This is a genomic window from Brachybacterium sp. FME24, from assembly GCF_014897705.1.
In the GTDB taxonomy this organism is placed as follows: domain Bacteria; phylum Actinomycetota; class Actinomycetes; order Actinomycetales; family Dermabacteraceae; genus Brachybacterium.
In genome coordinates, this window is record NZ_JABUXV010000004.1 from 230,701 (window position 1) to 249,093 (window position 18,393).

The following is an 18,393-nucleotide window of genomic DNA, read 5'->3' on the forward strand; positions in this document are numbered from 1 at the left end:
GATTCGGAATGGTCCGGACGATGACAGAATGGCCGCACCACTTCCGAGATCAGGAGCTGCCATGAGCGACCGCCCCGTCGAGCTGTTCGTCGATCCCGTCTGTCCCTACGCCTGGATGACCAGCAGGTGGCTGCTCCACGCCGCCGAGGTCCGAGAGATCACCCCCTCGTTCTCGGTGATGTCGCTGTCGGTGCTCAACGAGGGCCGTGAGGTCGACCCGGATTATCGCCGGATGCTCGACGACTCATGGGGCCCGGCGCGCCTCGCGGTCGGGATCTCCCGCACTCACGGCAAGGACGCCTTCGCCCGCTGGTACACCGCCTGGGGCGAGCGGTATCACGTGGGCGGCGACCAGGACGACCGCCGCGCGGTCGCCATCGGTGCGCTCGAGACGGCGGGACTGCCCGCCACCTTGATCGACATCTACGAGCCCGTCGCGGGCGATGAGACCGACCTGGCGCTGCGTGCCTCGCACGACGGGGCGATCTCCCGTGTCGGCGAGGACGTCGGCACTCCGGTCATCTCCTTCGGCGAGGGCACCGCCTACTTCGGCCCCGTCGTGTCGCCGTCCCCGAAGGGCGAGGACGCCGGTCGCCTGCTCGACGCCCTGGAGACGATGGCCACCCTCGACGGCTTCTACGAGCTCAAGCGGACCCGCACCGGCGGCATCGACTTCGGCTGACGACAGCGCTGAACCACCGTTCCTCCGGCTCCTCGCCACCCCTCCCACAGAAAGAGACACCCCACATGCGCGTGCATATCGGGACCGACCACGCCGGCTTCGAACTGAAGAACCGCCTGGCCGCGGCCCTTCAGGACAAGGGCCATGAGGTCACCGACCATGGTGCCCACACCTACGACGCCGTGGACGACTACCCGCCGTTCTGCACCGATGTCGGCGAGGCCGTCGTGGCGGACCCGAGCTCGTTGGGCATTGTCCTGGGAGGCTCCGGGAACGGCGAGCAGATCGCTGCGAACAAGGTGGCTGGCGTGCGCGCCGCGCTGGTGTGGAACGAGGACACCGCCCGGCTCGCCCGCCAGCACAACGACGCCAATGTGATCTCCGTGGGCGCCCGCCAGCACTCCGAGGACGAGCTGGAGTCGCTCATCGACCTGTTCCTCGCCGAGCCGTTCTCCGGCGAGGAGCGCCACCAGCGGCGCATCGACCTGGTGGCGCGCTATGAGGGGACCGGCGGCTACGGGGACACCGCCGCACCTGCCACGCCGTAATGCCGGAGGGGCATACCGTCCACCGGCTCGCCGCAGCGTTCGTCCGCGGATTCGCAGGGCAGCGAGTGCGAATGTCGAGCCCGCAGGGTCGCTTCTCCGAGGCGGCGCAGGTGGATGCCATGGTGCTGCTGGGTGCCGAGGCGGTCGGCAAGCACCTGTTCCTGCAGCTCGCCCCCTCCGCGGACGTCGACCCGGACTCCCCGGTGGTGCGCCATGTGCACGTCCATCTCGGCCTGTACGGCTCGTGGACCTTCGCCGGTGACCCCGGTTTCGCCGATGCCCACGCGATCGGCGCACCGCGACTGCGCGTCGGCGAGCGCGAGGAAGGGCTGGACGGCGAGGGCGAGCTGGACTGGCGCCGGCTGGTTCCGCGGCCGACGGTGCGTCTGCGTGTCGCCGGGCCGCACGGGCTCGCGGACCTGACCGGCCCCACCGCCTGCGAGGTGCTCGACGGCGCGGGGAGGCAGAAGATCCTGGAACGGCTCGGTCCGGACCCGCTGCGCCCGGACCCGGAGGGAACAGGCCGGCGCCGATTCGTGGCCGCCGCGCGTCGCTCCCGCACCACCATCGGCGCGCTCTTGATGAACCAGCAGGTCATTGCTGGGATCGGGAACATCTATCGGGCGGAGGCGCTGTTCCGGGCCCGGCTGGACCCCTTCGTGCCGGGCAAGGACCTCAGCCCCGGGATGCTCGAGGGCATCTGGGAGGACCTGGTCGACCTGCTCGACTATGGCGCCCGCACCGGCTGGATCGTGACCACCCAGGTCGAGCACCGGGAGATCGAGGCCCGCATCCTCGAGCGCTCCCGCGGCACCCGCCAGAACGGCGACGAGGACCCCGGGGTGGTGCCCCGGGAGCAGTCGTTCTACGTGTACCACCGTCAGACCCTGCCGTGCCGGCTGTGCGGCACCGTGATCCGCTCGCGGGACCTCGCCGCGCGCACGGTCTTCTGGTGCCCGCGCTGCCAGAGCGTGCGCAGCCGGCGGGCAGCCTGGTCCCGCGAGCATCCCGCCGCCGCGTGGGCGCTGGTGCCAGGAGGCTGCAGCGAGGTGCGCCCGTAGACTTCCGCCGATGAACACTGCTGCGCCCGCCCCCGTCCCCGTCACTCAGGAGGGCATGCTCCCGGTCGGAGACTGCCACGAGATCTTCTGGGAGGAGAGCGGCGCGCCCGGCGGTGTGCCGGTCCTCTACCTCCACGGTGGGCCCGGGGGGCGCCTGAGCCCCGGCTACCGGCGCAGCGCGCCGGTCGATCGGGCCCGGATCATCGGCGTGTCCCAGCGGGGCGCCGGACGGTCGACGCCGTCGGCCGGTGATCTCGGACCGGCGGATCTGACGGCGAACTCCACCACCCATCTGGTCGCGGACCTCGAGGCACTGCGCGAGCATCTCGGGATCGACGCCTGGATCGTCGAGGGCGCCTCCTGGGGCAGCACCCTCGCCCTCGCCTACGCCCAGGCCCATCCCGAACGGGTGCTCGGCGTGGTGCTGTTCGCCGTCACCAGCACCTCGCGTCGCGAGGTGGACTGGATCACCGAGGGCATCGGCGCGGTCTTCCCGGAGGGCTGGGACGCGCTGGCGACCTTCGCCGAGACCTACGGCGACTTCGACCGCCACCACCACGGCGAGCAGCGGGTCCGCCTGGTCGAGGCCTACCGCCGCCTGGTTGCCGCCGAGGATCCTCAGCTCGTCGAGTCCGCCGTCGAGGCCTGGATGACCTGGGAGGACGAGCACATCCGGATCGGCACCGGAGGCACGGAGATCGCCGCTGCGCCCACGACGCTCACCGAGGCCGAGCGCACGCAGCGCCGCACCATGGTGCGCCTGGTCACCCACTACTGGGCCCACGATGGTTTCGTCGCCGACTGGGCCGCGCCATGGGGCGCAGACCCGGGCAGCGGCCTGCTCGGCGGGATGGAGCGCCTTGCGGGCATCCCCGGTGTGCTCATCCACGGCCGACGGGACGTCTCCGGTCCCGTCCTGACCGCCTGGGAGCTGCATCGGGCCTGGCCCGGCAGCGAGTTGATCCTGCTCGAGGAGGAGGGCCACGGCGGTCCCCGGATGGTCGAGCAGTGGCGCGCAGCGGTGGCGCGGATGGTGGATACCGCGCAGGCTTCCCGAGAGTAACGTGAGCGCTATGCCAGAACCCGTGATCCCCCCGTCGGTGTCGGCCTCTGCTCCGATCACCGGTGCGGTGCTGCGACGAGCCGCTGTGGCGGACGTCGATCCCCGTACGCTCTATCTGCTCGCGAAGCTCCGTCAGGACGTGTTCACCGTCGAGCAGAAGGCCACCGATCCCGACCTCGACGGCCGGGATCTCGAACCCACCACCACTCTGCTCTGGGTCGAAGTGCCCGGGCCGGAGGCCGCAGCCGCAGGGCTCGAGCGCGAACCCATCGCCCACACCCGCGTTCTGCGCGAGGCCGACGGCACACTGCGCATCGGCCGCGTCGCCGTCCGTGCCGCGAACCGTCGCGATGGGGTGGGTCGGTGGATCATGCGCGCCGCCCTCGACGCCACCCACGAGCTCGATCCTCGCTCCGAGGTGCACATCGACGCCCAGGCCTATCTGGAGAGGTGGTACCGGGCGATGGGCTGCGAGAGGGTCGGCGAGGTGTTCTGGGAGGCCGGCATCGAGCACGTGCCGATGGTGTTCCGCCATCCCGAAGACAGAGTGAGAGCCGGAAGCGGGAGCGAGCGAGGCTGAATCAGCCTGCCTGCTCGATCATCGCCACGATCTCGGTGCGGTCGAAGTACCGCGCGGTCGCGAGCGCGCTCGGCGCGCCGAGGGTCGCGTCGGCCCCGGCGTCCAGCAGCTCCCGTGCGACGTCCGCGTAGCCCTTGAAGGCGACCCCGGCGAGCGGGGTCTGCCCACGATCGTTGGCCAGATCCACGTCGGCCCCGCGGGCGGCGAGCTCGCGCACGAGATCCGCATGCCCGTGATATGCGGCGAGCATGAGCGGCGAATTGCCGTTGCCGTCGCGGAGGTTCACCGGTGCTCCCTGGTCGACCAGCGGCAGCAGCTGCTCGGCGTCTCCGCGGCGGGCCGCGTCGAGCAAGGACTGGGCGAGGGCGATGACTGCCTCGTCCTCGGGGACGGTCGGCTGGGGCTGGGTCTCGTCGTTCACCACGCCAGGCTACGACCCGCGGCGGCGGTGCGCATCACCGCATCAGCAGTTCCGCGACGGCGGGCCACACCAGCAGGCCCACTCCGAGCAGCGCGCCGAGGACGTCGGCCCGCCCGAATCGGCTCGGTTCGGCCCAGGTGCGCGTCGTCGCAGTCGCGAAGCCGCGCGCATCCATCGCCAGAGCCTGCTGCTCGGCGCCCCGCAGCGTGTCCACCAGCAGGGCGAGGGTGGCACCGGCCAGCAGCTTCGGGGAAGCGGGGGAGCCCAGGCCGCGCTGGATCCGAGTGCGGGTGATGATCTCCCACTGCCGGCCCAGGTGGGCGACCCTGACGAGAGCGACCACCGAGGCGGCGACGGGGCGGGCGGGCAGTCGCAGCCGTCCGCCCAGCGCATCCCCGAGGGAGGTGGCATCCACGCTGCCCAGAGCGAGCACGCCCGGGGCGACGAACACCGTGATCCGAGCGGCTTCTTTCAGGCCCAGCAGCCAGGCCGGCCCGGACAGGGCCGGAGCCTCGCCCAGCAGCGCCGTGGTCCACGCGAGGCCCGCGGCGGAGAGCAGGATCGGCGTCAGCCGCAGCGCCCCGCCGCGCAGGGAGCGCACGGCCAGCGGTCCCAGCAACGCGATCGGGAGCGCGGCCAGCAGGCCGCCCTGCCAGGTGTGGACGGCGAAGGAGCCGATGGCGGCGAGGATCCCGATCAGGCACAGCGTCAGCGGGTTCAGGGCGTCGGCCGGGATCCTGCGGCGGTGCGGGAGTGGTTCCTCGGTGCGCTCGGGGACCGGCAGCTCCAGGCGGTTCTCCGCTGCTGCGATGAGCTCCGGATCGTGGGAGGCGACCAGGACGGCGCAGCCCTTCCCGGCTGCCTCGCGAAGCAGGTCCAGGACCGCGCGCCGACGGCCGGCATCGAGCCCGACGGTGGGTTCGTCGAGCACCAGCAGGTCTGGTCCCTGGGCCAGCGCGGCGGCGATCGCCACGCGCCGCTGCTCCCCGCCGGAGAGCCGATAGGGATGGGCGCGGGCGAGATCGGCGAGGCCGGCGCGCTCCAGCAGTTCATCGGCCAGTGCCTCGTCGTCGGCCCAGGCCGAGGCGAGCAGTTCCTCGCGCACGGTGCGCGCGAGGAAGGAGTGCTCCGGGTTCTGGGGGACGGTCGCGATCCTCTCGCGGGCCGGACGCCGCACCGTGCCGCGGAGCCGCCTGCGCGGTCCGAGCAGGGTTCGCAGGGCGGTGGTCTTCCCGGCGCCGCTGGGCCCGGTGAGCACTGTGAGCTGCCCGGCGCGGACCTCGAGATCCAGGGGGCGTCGGATCCCGCGCTCGGGGACGGTGACGCCGTGGAGGGAGGCGATCACCGGGCCGGGGGGTCGCTCGGTGCGCAGCGTGGCGTCAGTCTCGGCCAGCACTCCGGCCCCGACCAGCAGGTCTGGGTGCTCGCGCAGGACCTCAGCAGGGTCTCCGTCGGCAAGGATCCTGGCCTGGGGGCCGAGCACCACGAGGCGGTCGAGGTGGGGGAGCCACGGCTCGATCCGGTGCTCCGCGATCACCAGGGTGCGGCCCTCGGCTGCCGCCAGGATTGCAGTGCGCACCTGCTCCGCGGTGTCCGCATCGAGCATGCTCGTGGGTTCGTCGAGCAGCAGCAGATCCGGTCCGAGCGCGAGGGACCCGGCCAGGGCGATGCGCTGCTGCTGCCCGCCGCTGACGGCCAGCGGCGCACGGGACCGATCCAGGTCGATACCGGCTTCCTGCAGGGCGGACTCAGCCCGGTCATGGATCTGTTCCCGGGGCAGAGCGGCGTTCTCCGGGCCGAACGCCGCATCCCGGGCCAGGGTGGCGGCGACCAGCGCATGGGCGGGATTCTGCAGCAGCAGTCCGCGCTCCCCGGGCCGGCGCGGTGGCATGGGGAGTCCTTGTGCCGTGCCGGACTCCTCGTCCAGGAGGCCGGCGAGAGCGCGCAGCACGGTCGACTTCCCGCTCCCGCTCGCTCCGGTCAGCAGAACACGCTGGCCGGGGGCGATGTCCAGATCGAGGCCAGCGATGGTCGGTTCACGGCGGGTGTGCGGGTGCCATGTGAGGCCCCTCAGATGCAGGCTCTGCCCGCCCTGCCGGGTGCTCGTCACGCCTCGGCGGTGCGGACCTGGTCACGGCCCGCAGCCAGGGAGTCCACGGCTCCTGTCGCCACCAGAGAGCGCGCTGCGGCCCATCCGAGCACGCCGCACAGGAACGCTCCGGAGACGACGAAGCACCCGAGCATCGCGATCGCGAAGGGCCAGCTCATCTCCGGGTAGTAGGCGAAACGCTCCCACACCCATTCCAGGGCGGCGGAAAGCACCCCGCCCAGCACCGCGACGGGAAGGGTGAAGCGGCGGTACCGGGTGAGCAGGAAGGCCAGCTCGACGCCGCCGCCCTGCAGCACCCCGGAGACGGCGGTGCCCCAGCCCCACTGGCCGCCGAGCAGCATCTCGAGCGTGGCGGCGATCATCTCGGCGAGCAGGGCAGCGCCCGGCTTGCGGACGATCAAGGCGGCGAGCACGGCCGGCAGGAACCAGATCCCGGCGAGCAGACCCTCGGCGGGCTTGAACGCAGCGGTGAGCGGGCCGATCAGGGTGTAGAGCTGCCCGTATCCCAGGAACGCGACCCCGAAGGCCGCCCCGATCAGAACGGTGACCAGCAGATCGATCGTACGAAAACGTGTCATCACTTCTCCTCCCATATGCACGGAAGGGGCGCCCGGCACCGATGGTGCCGTGCGGAATCCCGACTCCCTACGCCGGTGCGAGCCGGATCAGGTTCGAGGGTCTGCGCCATGTCGCGCACTCTCAGCACCGTGGCGGTGCTCCCCTGTCAGTGGATGACCAGCGCTCAGTCTAGCCCGCCGGGAGCACCGGAGAGCTGGCGTGCGGCGCACGTCACCGCCGCGAGCGGATCGCCTGGTCGATCGCGGTGGCTGCGGCCTCCGGGTCGTCGGGGGAGATGAGGTAGTTGGTGCCCGAGCGCCCGATGATCTCGACCATGGTCCCGGCCCGGGTGACCATCATCCGGTACGGCTGCTGCGTATCGCCGGTGGTGAAGATCTTCCGGTCGCCGACGGGGGTGAGCTCCGCGGGCGTCGAGGACGTCGCCTTGCCGCGGCGCCAGCCGTACCCGCCCAGGGTCACCCCGACCGAGGACTGCGGAAGCGTGCGGAACTGGACGGTGCGGAAGTCCTCCAGCGGCCATGACCTGCGCGGCAGGAAGCCGCCGAGGCTCACGGTGAGCCCCCGTTCGTCGACGAGGAAGCGGGAGTGCTGCCCCATCCAGGTCCAGAGCGTCAGCAGGGCGAACAGCCCGGCGACCGTGATCCCTGCCAGCAGGCTGTTGCGTTGGGCGAGCAGGAGCGTGACGATCACTCCGGCCAGCACCGTGAGGCCGATGCGGGTCCACCCGACCCCGGAGGGCCGGGTGGTGCCGACGTGGAACGGTGCGTCCGGCCTCATCGGGGGTGCCTCGCGCGGGGCGCGCTCACCAGATCGTCACCCGTTCCTCGGGTGCGCGGTACATCGCGTCACCGGTGCACACGTCGAAGGCCTCGTGGAACTCGTCGAGATGACCGACCACCGTGTTGCATCGGAACTCCATCGGGGCGTGGGGGTCCACGGCGAGGCGCCGGATGGCTTCCTGGGGGCGGTTCATGCCGCGCCACACGGTGGCCCAGGACAGGAACACGCGCTGGATGCCGGTGAAGCCGTCGAGCTCGGTGTCGAGATCCGTGGCGTCCCGGCTCCTTCGGTACGCCTTGACCGCGATCGACAGCCCGCCGAGGTCACCGATGTTCTCCCCGATGGTCAGCGCGCCGTTGACCCGGTGGGTGTCGTCGAGCTCGCGCGGGGAGAGCTCGGAGTACTGGGCGATCAGCGTCGCCGCGCGCTCCTCGAAGGCTTCGCGGTCCTCGGGGGTCCACCAGGAGACCAGGTTGCCGTCGCCGTCGTACTTCGACCCCTGGTCGTCGAAGCCATGGCCGACCTCATGGCCGATGACCGCGCCGATGCCGCCGAAGTTCACGGCGTCCTCGGCGTCGGCGTCGAAGAACGGGGGCTGCAGGATCGCGGCAGGGAAGACGATCTCGTTGCGCCCCGGGTTGTAGTAGGCGTTGACCGTCTGCGGGGTCATGTGCCATTCGGTCTCGTCGATCGGGCCGCCGACCTTCGCGTACTCGTAGTCCGCGTCGAAGCGGCGCGAGGCGCGCACCGTGGCCACCAGGTCCCCGGGGACGATCTCGAACCCTTCGTAGTCGCGCCAGGAGTCGGGGTAACCGATCTTCGGGGTGAACTTCTCCAGCTTGGCCAGAGCCTTCTGACGGGTGTCAGGAGTCATCCACTCCAGGGACTGGATCGAGGAGCGGTAGGCATCCATGAGGGCGTCGACCAGGCCCATCATGCGTTCCTTGTGGGAGGCCGGGAAATGGCGCGAGACGTACTCGCGGCCGACGGCGAAGCCCACGGTGCCCTCGACGAAGGCGACGCCGCGCTTCCACCGCTCGCGCAGCTCCTCGGCGCCGGAGAGCACCCGCCCGGAGAAGGCGAAGTCCTCCTCGACCAGGGCGGCGGGCAGGTACGGCGCGTAGGAGTCGATGGCGTGCAGCGCGAGCCAGGTGCGCAGCACCGTGAGGTCCTCACCGACGAACAGCTCCGCCGCCGCGGAGACGAACTCGGGCTGGCCGACGGAGATGACCTCGACGGCCCGTGCGGGGGCCCCGCTGCCCTCGAGGTAGGCATCCCAGGGGAAGGTGGGGGCGAGCTCGCGGCGCTGGGCGGCGTCCATCGGGTTGTACGACTTCTCGCGATCGCGCAGACGGACCACGTCGACATGGCAGTGGGCGAGTCGGGTCTCGAAGTCCATCACCGCGCTCGCGAGGGCCTCGGCGTCGCCGGAGAGGAGCCCGTCGCGGCCCGGCAGCTCGGCGAGGCGGGCGAGGTTCGCGAGGTGGGTGAGGTAGGCCTCGCGGATCTGGGCGTAGTGCTCCTCGCGGTAGTAGGACTCGTCCGGCAGTCCCAGCCCCCCTTGATGCACCTTGACCTGGTAGTTCGTGGAGTCGTGGTCATCGGTCCAGACGTAGGCCAGCAGCACGCTGGCACCGGAGTCCGGAGCGGCCATGGTGCGTGTGACCGCCTCCAGGTCCGCGCTCGCACCGATGCCGGCGAGCAGTTCCTCGAGCGGGGCGATGCCGGAGCGCTCGATGGCCTCGGTGTCCATGAACATCCGGTACAGCGCCCCGACGCGCGCGTGATCGCTGGTCGGGACCTCGTCGGTGCCCAGCTGGTCGGCGTCGGCCGCAGCCTCCTCGATGATCTCTCGCACCCGTTCCTCCGAGAGGTCCCGCAGCTGGTGGAAGGCGCCGTCGCTCGAGCGGTCCGCGGGGATCTCGTGCGTGGCGAGCCAGCGTCCGTTGACGTGACCGAAGAGGTCGTCCTGGAGGCGGATGTCGGGGTCGACCTCGCTGAGGGCGAGGCCCGAGCGGGTGGGATCGGACGGGGCAGTGGTCATGGTCGGCTCCTGCGGGGTCATCGGAGGGGTGGGGTCATCGGGCGGGCGACGATCACAGCGTGATCAGGCCCAGAGAGGCGAGAGCCAGGGTGAGCACGCCGATCGCCAGCGGGGCATAGGCCCATGCGGAGCGGGCGCGCTCCGCCGGCGATCGGCGCTGGAGGACCAGGGTGGACAGACCGGAGCCGATCGACAGCACGACGGTGCCGATGGCCAGGACCGGGGAGAGGATCACCAGCACCGTGGCGCCGACCTGGAAGGTGAGGGTGCCGATCACGTCCAGCAGTCGCATCACCACGGCGGAGCGGGCCCCCACGCGTTCGGCCAGCAGTGTGGAGATGGCGTCCTTGGACCAGTCCGAGGGGCGTGCGATCCGGCGCCGGGTGGAGATGGTCTGGGCGGTGGCGAGGGTGAGCCACACGAGGGCGGCGCCGGCCCCGACCCACACGCCGAGTTCGGCACGTATGTCAGCGGGCCACAGCACGAGCGCCAGCAGCACCGCGGCGACGCGCAGCGCCTCCTCGACGGCGCTGCGCACGGCGAGCAGACCGGGGTTCACGGCCAGCTGCGTACGCGTACGGGCGACGAACAGACTGGTCACGACGAGGGAGCCGAGGTGCGCGGCGCCCAGAGCGATGCCCAGCAGCAGCACCACCGGGCTGGTCGGCGCCAGCGGCAGGATCGCGAGGAGCAGGACCACCGCGAGGACGGGGATCACCAGGGCGAGGATTGACAGACCCTTGACGAGGTCCTGCACCAGATCGGCACCCGTGGGCGGGTGGTCGTGGCCGGTGTGGTCGTGCGGATCGGCGCAGTGCGGGTCCGTGGGTCCCGGGGTGCCGTCGGTGTCGGTCATGGAGCTCCTTCGAAGTCCTCACCAGGGTACTGGGATCAGGAAGCAGTGCGGTCGGTGTGGAACCATGGCCACGTGAGGACGGATGCTGCACTGACCATGGAGACGGGCCTGACTCCCGAGCAGCGCCGACGCGCCCTCGGATCGGTGATCGCCGCAGCCACCGGCGACGCGCTCGGTGCCCCCTACGAGTTCCAGGCCCCGGTGGTCGATTCCGAGGACATCGACATGATCGGCGGCGGGATCCTGGGGTGGCAGCCCGGCGAATGGACGGATGACACCTCCATGGCGATCGTCGTCCTGGAGGCTGCGGTCTCCACCTCGAATCGCCATGACCTGCGGGTCGAGTCCGCGCAGGACCAGATCGCCCGCGAGTGGTACTCGTGGTCGCTGGGTACCCCCGACATCGGAGGGCTCACCTCGCAGGTCGTCAGGCGCGCCTCGGACCTCGCGCGCGCCAACGGCCACTACACCCCACGGGCGGCCGACTTCCGGGCGGCGGCGATCGCTGCGTACGAGGAGCTCCCGGCCACCGCGGGCAACGGATCGCTCATGCGCACGCACGTCGCGGTACTGCCGTATCTGCTGTCCTCGGACGACGATGCGGCAGAGGGCATCGACACGGTGTGCCGTCTGACACACATCCATTCCGACGCCACCGAGGCCTGCATGCTGTGGGGCTTCGCGGTGCGCCACGCGATCCTCACCGGTGAGATCGACGTGCGCTGCGGATTGCCGCGTCTGTCCGAGGAGCGGCGGGCGCTGTGGACCGAGCGGATCGAGGAGGCGGAGATCGGCACGCCGGCCTTCTTCCGCCGCAACGGCTGGGTCGTGGGTGCCTTCCAGGCCTCGTGGGCGGCCATCACCGGCGTCAGCCCGATCCCGCCGGGAAAATTCGATCAGCGCGACACCCTGGTCGCGGCGCTGGAGTCCGCCGCGCGGGCCGGGTACGACACCGACACCGTCGCCTGCATCACCGGCGCGCTGATCGGTGCCGCGCTGGGACCCAAGGCCGTGCCGCCGGAATGGCGACGCATGCTGTTCGGGTGGCCGGGCTACGAGGTCGACGAGCTGACGGGCCTGGTCGAGCGTCTGCTGGCGCCGATGGCCGGACCGGCCGACGAGGAGCAGTGACGATGCTCAGCACATCCAGCACATCCAGCACGTCCGGCGGGTGGGATCTGCGGATCGTGAGCTGGAACCTGTGGGAGCTGCGCGGGGATCTGCACGCGCTGGTCGAGGCGGTGCAGGACCTCGCCCCCGATGTGCTCCTGGTGCAGGAGGCGCCCCGCTTCGTGCTGCCGACGACGCGGCTCGCCTGGTTCGCGCGGCAGGTCGACCGGCAGATCCTGGTCGGGGGGAGAGGGGGGCGTGGCCTTGCGATCCTTGCCACCGATGAGGTCGCCGCGCAGGTGATCCGTCGCGGTATGCATCCCGTCGCCCAACAGCTGTCGGACCTGAACTCGACCTATCCGCGCGGGGTGGCCGCAGTGCGACTGTCCGTGCCCGGCGGCGGGGCCGTCGTCGTCTCCTCGACGCATCTGGCCCTGCAGGAGAACAATCGTCTCGCCCACGCAGCGCACCTGACGGAGCTGGTGGACGCCACGGGCGCCCCGGCGATCGTCGGCGGAGATCTCAACGAGACCGCCGAGGGGCCGGCCCGCAGGCTCCTGGAGTCAGTGCTGACGGATCCGGCGGCGCAGACCGAGCACACGTTCCCGGCGCGCGGGCCCGTGCGCCGCATCGATGCGGTCCTGGCCACGGCCGGGGTGCAGGTGCGCCGCGCCATCGCGGTGACCTCGACCCAGCGCGTGGACGAGGAACGTCTGTCCGGTGCGTCGGATCATCTGCCGACGCTGCTGGACGTCACTCTCTGACGCGCAGTCCCGTCCGCAGCGCGACGACGTCGTCCTGTCCGCCGACGTGGCGGATCCGGATGCCTCCGGAGCCGTCCCCCGCGCCGCTGTCGGCGCCGACCGTTTCGACCACCGTGAGCTGGGTGCGGTAGGACTCGACGGCGCGGCGCACGATGTCGGCCGTGCCGGGGTGGTCCCGCCAGATGAATCCGGATCCGTCGGTGCCACCCGTCTCCGTGATGCTCGTCTCCGGGGCGCTCGCCACCTCGATCATCACGGAGCCGGTGCGGGCGCAGGCAGCAGCGGTGACGTGATGGGCGTGGACGTGGTCGGGATGGCCGTAGGTGCCACCGTCGTCGTACCCGATCACCACATCCGGTCCCACGTGCGCGATGAGCGCGGCCAGGTCATCGATCGCGTCCTGGAGGCGGCGGTGGGTGAAGCTCTCGGGCCCGGCGGTCTCCGAGGGGCCGGCGAGCCCCTCGCGCACCCATTGCATGCCGGAGTCGCGGTATATCCGCGGGCCGGCACCGTCGGCGAGAGCGGGCGCCGTGCCGAGCATGTACCGGGCGGCCAGACCGAGGATCGCGGTTGCGGCGTCGATCTCCGCCTCGCGGATCATGTCGAGCGGGCGGGTGTCCTCCGAGGCGACGGAGCCGGGGACGACCTCTCCTTCCTCCCCGCGGGTGGCGGTGACCAGCTCGACGCGGGTGCCGGAGGCGGCCAGCGAGGTCAGCAGGGCGCCGGTGGAGAGCGACTCGTCATCGGGATGGGCGTGGACGACCAGGACCGTGTCGGCATCGTCCAGAGCCCGCCAGGGATCGGTGCTCATGCGGTGCCTCCCTCGGCAGGGCTGGTGGGGCCGGTGGGGCCGGTGGCAAGGGTGCGCGCGTACAGCGCGGCGAGGGTCTCGGCGGCGGCCTCCCAGGTGCGGGTGGCGGCGAACTCGCGGGCGGAGCGGACTGCGCTGGCGTAGCCCTCGGCGTCACCCAGCAGGGACTGGACCGCTTCGGCCCAGATATCTGGATCGCGGCTGCTCAGCACCAGACCCTCGGGGCCGATGGCCTCCTGCACGCCTCCGGCGCAGCGCCAGGCGACGACCGGGGTACCGCTGGCCTGCGCCTCGAGAGCGACCAGACCGAAGGTCTCGGACCAACTGGTCAGCAGAAGAGCTCCCGCGCAGCGCATCTCCTCGGCGAGTTCATCGCGGCCGAGCGAACCGACGAATTCGACACGGTCCTCGATGCCCAGGGCGCGGGCACGCGCCGTGAGCTCCTCGAGGTAGTGCTGGAAGTCCTGGGAGACGCCCCCGGCGAGGACCAGCCTGGCCCCGAGCGCCGGATCGAGATGGGAGAGCACCTCCAGGGCGAGGTCGGGGGCCTTCAGCGGCTGCAACCGGGCGGTGAACAGGAGAGTCGGGCGGCGTCGACGCTCGTCGACGTCGGCGCAGGGGCGGAATCGATCCACGTCCACCCCTGGACGGACGACGCTGAGACGTTCTCCCGGCACGCCGTAGCGCTCGCTGATGGTGCGGGCCTCCGCCTCGGAGACCGCGACCACGAGCTCGGACCCGGTGGCGACGAACTGCTCCCCGGGGATGCGACCGGCGGATTCGGCGGGCTCACCGGCATCAAGGGTCCCGGCGCCGTCCGGGGCGGCGACGGAGTGGAACGACTGCAGATGGGGCAGGCCCAGCTCTCGCGCGACCGGGAGGGCAGCGACGCCGCTGAACCAGTGGTGGGAGTGGACGAGGTCGTAGGAGCCGTCGGCGAGGATCCCGTGCAGGGCGTCGCGGAAGGGGGAGATCGCCTGCTCCATGTCGCTCTTGGCGAGCGGCGCGGCCGGCCCTGCGTCGAGATGGTGCAGCCGGATCCGCTCGGAGACGTCGACCATGGCAGGGGAGTCCGGGTCGCGGCGGCGCGTGAACAGGTCGACGTGATGGCCGAGCCCGGCCAGGGCCCGGGTCTGTTCCAGGACCACGACGTTCATGCCCCCGGCGTCGGCGCCACCGGGCTCCTCGAGAGGAGAGGTGTGCAGGGAGATCGCGGCGATGCGCAAGGGAGCGACAGGCATGCCCGACATCCTAGGCGGGCTGGAAGGGTGGCTTGTGTTCGCCCGTGACGAAACATAAGGCGTCCTGGGTCACGGGAAGTTGAAACAGTCACCAGAGTCATAGAGCCTGATGGTCATGGATACGGCGGAGAAGGTGGATTGGGCGGCACTGAACGTCCACGCGGCGGGCCGCCCTGCCCGCCGCCTCGTGGCGAAGGCGATCGCGGCGGCCGGTGGTGACCGACATCCTGGCGTCGTCCTGGACCTCGGGGCCGGCGCCGGTGCCGATTCCCTGCAGTTCGCGCGGCGCGGCTGGACCGTGCACGCGTATGACACCGACGACACCTTGGCCGGCCGCCTCGTCGAGAACGAGCGCATGTCCGGCTCGGTGCAGTTCCATCACACGGACATCGCCGAGGTCGAAGCCTTCCCGGCCGCGCAGATCGTGTATTCGACCTACACCTTGGGGCTGCTGGGGCCGGCGGCCCTGGCGGAGACCTGGACGAAGCTGGTCGACGCGCTGCCGCGCGGCGGCGTGATGGCGGTGGATCTGTTCGGCACGAACGACACCTGGGCGGATCGCGCGGATATCGCGACCCTGCCGCTCGAGGACATCGACGCGATGTTCCGCGGCTTCCAGATCATCGACCGCACCGTGCGCGATGAGGACGGTCGCTTCCTCGCCGACAAGAAGCACTGGCACGTCATCACGACACTCGCCCGGAAGCTGAGCTGACCTCTTCCGGGCTGGCGAGCCTGCCCAGGCCGCTGAGCAGTCCATCTCGCAGGGCGGCGCGCTCCTGCATCATCGCCACGCGGAGCAGGGCGCCGGAACCGATCCGCCAGCCCTGGCCCGGGAGCGTGCGGCGCAGCGCGTAGGTGCGCAGAGCCGATCTCACGGTCCTGGAGGGATCGTCGCGCGCGGACTCTGTGCGGAGCGCGTCCGCGAGGGCGACCGCATCCTCGAGCGCCGTGTTCGCCCCGTGCCCCAAGTTCGGCGCCATCGCGTGGGCGGCGTCCCCGAGCAGCACCACGTTCTCCCGGACCGGGGTCACCAGCGGCGCGGTATGGATCCCGTGGACCGAGGTGGCTTCGGGTCGTGCCGCCGCGAGGACGGCATCGATCGGAGTGCGGCGGTTCCCGACTCTCGTGCGCAGGTGCTCGAGGTCTGCCTGCACCGAGGCTGTGCGATGTTCCGGGATGCAGGCGAACCAGTTCGTGCCGCCACTGTCGGCCGGGTCGTGGCTGTTCGCGAGTGGCGTGATGCCGAACAGCCAGCCGCCTCCCCAGGTCTCGGAGACCTCTGGCGGGGCGATGCCGGCGGTGCCGCGCAGCACGGTCACACCGTGCGACCGTGCTGCGGTGCGGCCGGGCCATCCGGAGCGGCGCACGAGGGAATGCACGCCATCGGCGCCGAGGAGCAGATCGGCGTCCTCGCGCAGCGGGCGCACGTCAGCGATTCGGCGCTGGGTCCGTCGCACCTGCTCCGGGACGGCCTCCTGCAGGATCCGCACGAGATCGGAACGCGCCACGAGGAGGGCGTCTCCCGCGGGAAGGGTCGCGAGCACGCGGCCGTCTCGTCCGTGGACGGTTCCGCTGCGCGGAGAGGCGGAGACTCGCTGGACGGCGTCCAGAACCCCGAGCTGGTCCATCGCGCGCTGTGCGGACGCGAATATGCCCAGGGCTGTCCCTACGGAGGGGACCTCGAAGAGCTCGTCGATCAGCTCGACGTGATGACCATCGGCGGCCAGAGCGATCGAGGCCGAGAGACCGGCCACGCCCGCGCCGAGGACCCGGATCCTCAGGGGTGGGGGCATGGGATGCTCCTTCATCGCGCAAGGCGGAGGGCTCGTGCGGCCCGGAGGGCTGCTTCGGTGTGCTCGAGCCTACTGCGGGAGCAGGCGGATCGGGATCGTCACCGGAGTCGACCGAAGCGATACGGCTCGGGGTGATCAGACGGGGCGTGGGGGACGCACCGTGCGCCCCGTGGGGGCTGCGCCAGGTCCACCCGGCCGATGGCGGCTCTGGGACGTCGGCGTGGGGCCCGTCAGCGATAGGCGCGGGAGGAACTGGGTCGGCAGCGGTCGAGGCGTAGGGCGTCGTCCCGATCCCGGCGTCAGAGTCAGGGCCAGCTGCTCGACTCCTCGGGGAAAGCGGTGAGAGAACCCAGAGCCCGAGTTCTTTGACCAGGTTGCAGCGCACGCACAGGCCCTGGCCGTTGTCGTAGCTCGTCGGCCCACCGCGGTGGTACGGCTCGGCATGGTCGATCTGACGGACGATCGCAGTGCACCACGGGGTGCGGCAGGTGGTGTCGCGCCACCGGATCATGCGTGCGAGTCCGGCGGGGAAGGCTCGAGCGCGCGACTCCATGCCCACCAGCTCTCCAGTGCTCGGACTGGTGTAGAGCCGTCGGTAGAACGCGGTGACTGTCTCGTCGGGGTGATCCTGCTCGGGGCCGCGCAGAAAGCCCGGGGGAGTCCCGTGCAGGGTATCCGTGATGATGTGCGCCGGGATCGCGCCATATCCCTCGAGCTGCGCGCATTCGGCATCGTTGTCGCGGCCCAGCAGTGCGGTATCGGTGATGACGATGCCGACGTCCATCCCGGGCGACCTGCGCGGGCTCTTTCCGCCCTCATCGGCTGGGGCTGCGCTGCTCAGCGCCGCATCCACCAGGAGATCTGCCTCGAGCGCGGGGACCGAGTCCTTGGCGCCGGCAGCACGCAGGGATTCCGCTCCGCGATGCAGCACCTGCATCACCCCGGCGGCGTCGACGCCGCGCAGGACGGCGCTCACGCGAGCCATGCCATCGGCCAGCGGCGTCATCGTCACGTGCCGCGCCCGTGCGGCGCGCTCGGCCCGATCGCGGGACCTCTCGGGTTCGAGCTGTTGGATCATGTCCTGCACGTCGGAGCGGAGCCGGCGGTCCCCGGTACCCGTCAGTGCCCCGGGATCCTTGCAGACCTCTTCGTCGATGCTGGCGCAGGTAGCGGGGTCGGCCGCGGAGAGAGTGCTCGCCAGTGCAGCTGCCAACCGTTCCGGGATGCGCCCCTCCCAGAGTGCGTCGTGGACTCCCGGCAGGTTCTGGACCAGACGCCGAGCGGAGGCGAGGGAGAAGGACGACGCCGCCGGGGAGATCCGACGGGCGAGCCCGATCTCGTGCGCGGAGCCTTTGCCCAGCGCGTTCGGAGGGGCGTCTCGTTGCAGGTCCGCCTCGCGGATCCGCTGCTCGGCCCGGACCTGCCAGGTGGCCTCGACCGCGGCCAAGGACGAGCGGAGGTGGTCGAGCCCCCCGAGCACGGCCAGCGACTCCTCGGGAGAGCGCGGGGCGGTGCTTGCCAGAGGGTCTCGGACGGAGGTGGTCAGGGTGAATGCCCGGAGGGTGGCCGCGAGGATCTCGGCGATCGTCACACGGGCCTCGGGGCTCCCGTCGAAGGCGGCCAGTCGATCCGTGACGGCGCACAGGAGGTCACCGCTCGACGCAGCGCCCCCCGCACGGGGTGTCGCCTCGTCGGGATGATCTCCGGTGCCTGTCGTCTCCATTCTTCGAGCGTATTCATGCTCGACATGACGCGATAGGGCACCGAGGAATCTGTGGAAAATGTGGATGAGCTGGTGGAAAAGGCACCACGGTGGAGGAACGGTCGGGGCAGCGGTGGACAGGTCCCACGCGGGTGACGCGCGGAGACGAGAGGCGCCGCGGCCGCGGCGCACGGGTGGGCTGAAGGGAGAAGGCTTGCTGCGGACTGAACATCTGTTTAGCATGA

The 18,393-nt window shown here is 71.3% G+C and carries 17 protein-coding genes, 1 pseudogene and 1 riboswitch; of the genes and pseudogenes, 8 read left to right on the top strand and 10 right to left on the bottom strand.

Annotated features, from left to right (window positions below; all coding sequences use genetic code 11):
* The first annotated feature begins 61 nt into the window (after window positions 1-61).
* From INT51_RS06165 to INT51_RS06185, 5 genes are all read left to right on the top strand, one after another.
* Window positions 62-682: a disulfide bond formation protein DsbA gene (locus INT51_RS06165; RefSeq protein WP_193104325.1), complete on the top strand. Its 621-nt coding sequence runs from the start codon at window positions 62-64 to the stop codon at window positions 680-682.
* Window positions 683-747: 65 nt separating this feature from the next.
* Entirely contained in the window at window positions 748-1,230 is a 483-nt protein-coding gene (locus INT51_RS06170) for a ribose-5-phosphate isomerase (protein ID WP_193104326.1), read from the top strand.
* Window positions 1,230-2,291 carry an Fpg/Nei family DNA glycosylase gene (locus INT51_RS06175; protein WP_193104327.1) on the top strand — a complete coding sequence of 354 codons (1,062 nt, stop codon included), beginning with the start codon at window positions 1,230-1,232 and terminating at the stop codon, window positions 2,289-2,291. The genes INT51_RS06170 and INT51_RS06175 overlap by 1 nt, the downstream gene beginning before the upstream one ends.
* A gap of 10 nt (window positions 2,292-2,301) precedes the next feature.
* A complete protein-coding gene (locus tag INT51_RS06180; protein WP_193104328.1) occupies window positions 2,302-3,354 on the top strand; it encodes an alpha/beta fold hydrolase in 1,053 nt (350 codons plus the stop codon).
* A 10-nt stretch (window positions 3,355-3,364) separates the two neighbouring features.
* Window positions 3,365-3,934 (top strand): GNAT family N-acetyltransferase, encoded by a 570-nt coding sequence (locus INT51_RS06185; RefSeq protein ID WP_193104329.1) that lies wholly within the window; start codon window positions 3,365-3,367, stop codon window positions 3,932-3,934.
* A 1-nt stretch (window position 3,935) separates the two neighbouring features.
* Here INT51_RS06185 and INT51_RS06190 read toward each other — a convergent pair whose 3' ends face one another.
* From INT51_RS06190 to INT51_RS06215, 6 genes are all read right to left on the bottom strand, one after another.
* The gene (locus INT51_RS06190; RefSeq protein ID WP_193104330.1) at window positions 3,936-4,355 is read right to left on the bottom strand and encodes an ankyrin repeat domain-containing protein; all 420 of its coding nucleotides are present in this window, start codon (window positions 4,353-4,355) and stop codon (window positions 3,936-3,938) included.
* Window positions 4,356-4,389: 34 nt separating this feature from the next.
* Window positions 4,390-6,465, bottom strand: coding sequence for an ATP-binding cassette domain-containing protein (locus tag INT51_RS06195; protein WP_304502096.1), 2,076 nt, complete (start codon window positions 6,463-6,465; stop codon window positions 4,390-4,392).
* Complete coding sequence (locus INT51_RS06200) at window positions 6,462-7,043, bottom strand: ECF transporter S component (RefSeq protein ID WP_193104331.1); 582 nt, start codon at window positions 7,041-7,043, stop codon at window positions 6,462-6,464. The genes INT51_RS06195 and INT51_RS06200 overlap by 4 nt, the downstream gene beginning before the upstream one ends.
* Window positions 7,044-7,090: 47 nt before the next feature.
* Window positions 7,091-7,198, bottom strand: a riboswitch (TPP riboswitch).
* A gap of 56 nt (window positions 7,199-7,254) precedes the next feature.
* Window positions 7,255-7,821, bottom strand: coding sequence for a hypothetical protein (locus tag INT51_RS06205; RefSeq protein WP_193104332.1), 567 nt, complete (start codon window positions 7,819-7,821; stop codon window positions 7,255-7,257).
* Between the two features lie 25 nt (window positions 7,822-7,846).
* A complete protein-coding gene (locus INT51_RS06210) occupies window positions 7,847-9,868 on the bottom strand; it encodes a M13 family metallopeptidase (RefSeq protein WP_193104333.1) in 2,022 nt (673 codons plus the stop codon).
* 52 nt (window positions 9,869-9,920) lie between these two features.
* The gene (locus INT51_RS06215; RefSeq protein ID WP_193104334.1) at window positions 9,921-10,724 is read right to left on the bottom strand and encodes a hypothetical protein; all 804 of its coding nucleotides are present in this window, start codon (window positions 10,722-10,724) and stop codon (window positions 9,921-9,923) included.
* A gap of 72 nt (window positions 10,725-10,796) precedes the next feature.
* On the opposite strand from INT51_RS06215, the gene INT51_RS06220 reads away from it, so the two are divergent.
* Window positions 10,797-11,855 (top strand): ADP-ribosylglycohydrolase family protein, encoded by a 1,059-nt coding sequence (locus tag INT51_RS06220; protein WP_304502097.1) that lies wholly within the window; start codon window positions 10,797-10,799, stop codon window positions 11,853-11,855.
* 2 nt (window positions 11,856-11,857) lie between these two features.
* Complete coding sequence (locus INT51_RS06225) at window positions 11,858-12,598, top strand: endonuclease/exonuclease/phosphatase family protein (protein WP_193104335.1); 741 nt, start codon at window positions 11,858-11,860, stop codon at window positions 12,596-12,598.
* Here the strand turns inward: INT51_RS06225 and INT51_RS06230 are convergent.
* Both INT51_RS06230 and INT51_RS06235 read right to left on the bottom strand, forming a co-directional pair.
* A complete protein-coding gene (locus tag INT51_RS06230; protein WP_193104336.1) occupies window positions 12,588-13,409 on the bottom strand; it encodes a PIG-L family deacetylase in 822 nt (273 codons plus the stop codon). The two genes, INT51_RS06225 and INT51_RS06230, sit on opposite strands and share 11 nt — an antisense overlap.
* Complete coding sequence (locus INT51_RS06235; RefSeq protein ID WP_193104337.1) at window positions 13,406-14,650, bottom strand: glycosyltransferase; 1,245 nt, start codon at window positions 14,648-14,650, stop codon at window positions 13,406-13,408. The genes INT51_RS06230 and INT51_RS06235 overlap by 4 nt, the downstream gene beginning before the upstream one ends.
* Window positions 14,651-14,765: 115 nt before the next feature.
* Between INT51_RS06235 and INT51_RS06240 the strand changes: the two genes are divergently transcribed.
* A complete protein-coding gene (locus INT51_RS06240; RefSeq protein WP_193104338.1) occupies window positions 14,766-15,365 on the top strand; it encodes a trans-aconitate 2-methyltransferase in 600 nt (199 codons plus the stop codon).
* Here the strand turns inward: INT51_RS06240 and INT51_RS06245 are convergent.
* Entirely contained in the window at window positions 15,337-16,446 is a 1,110-nt protein-coding gene (locus INT51_RS06245; RefSeq protein WP_226832011.1) for an FAD-dependent monooxygenase, read from the bottom strand. The genes INT51_RS06240 and INT51_RS06245 overlap by 29 nt on opposite strands.
* Before the next feature lie 382 nt (window positions 16,447-16,828).
* Window positions 16,829-18,391 (bottom strand): annotated as a pseudogene (locus INT51_RS06250) (HNH endonuclease); the annotation flags it as partial.
* Window positions 18,392-18,393: the final 2 nt, after the last annotated feature.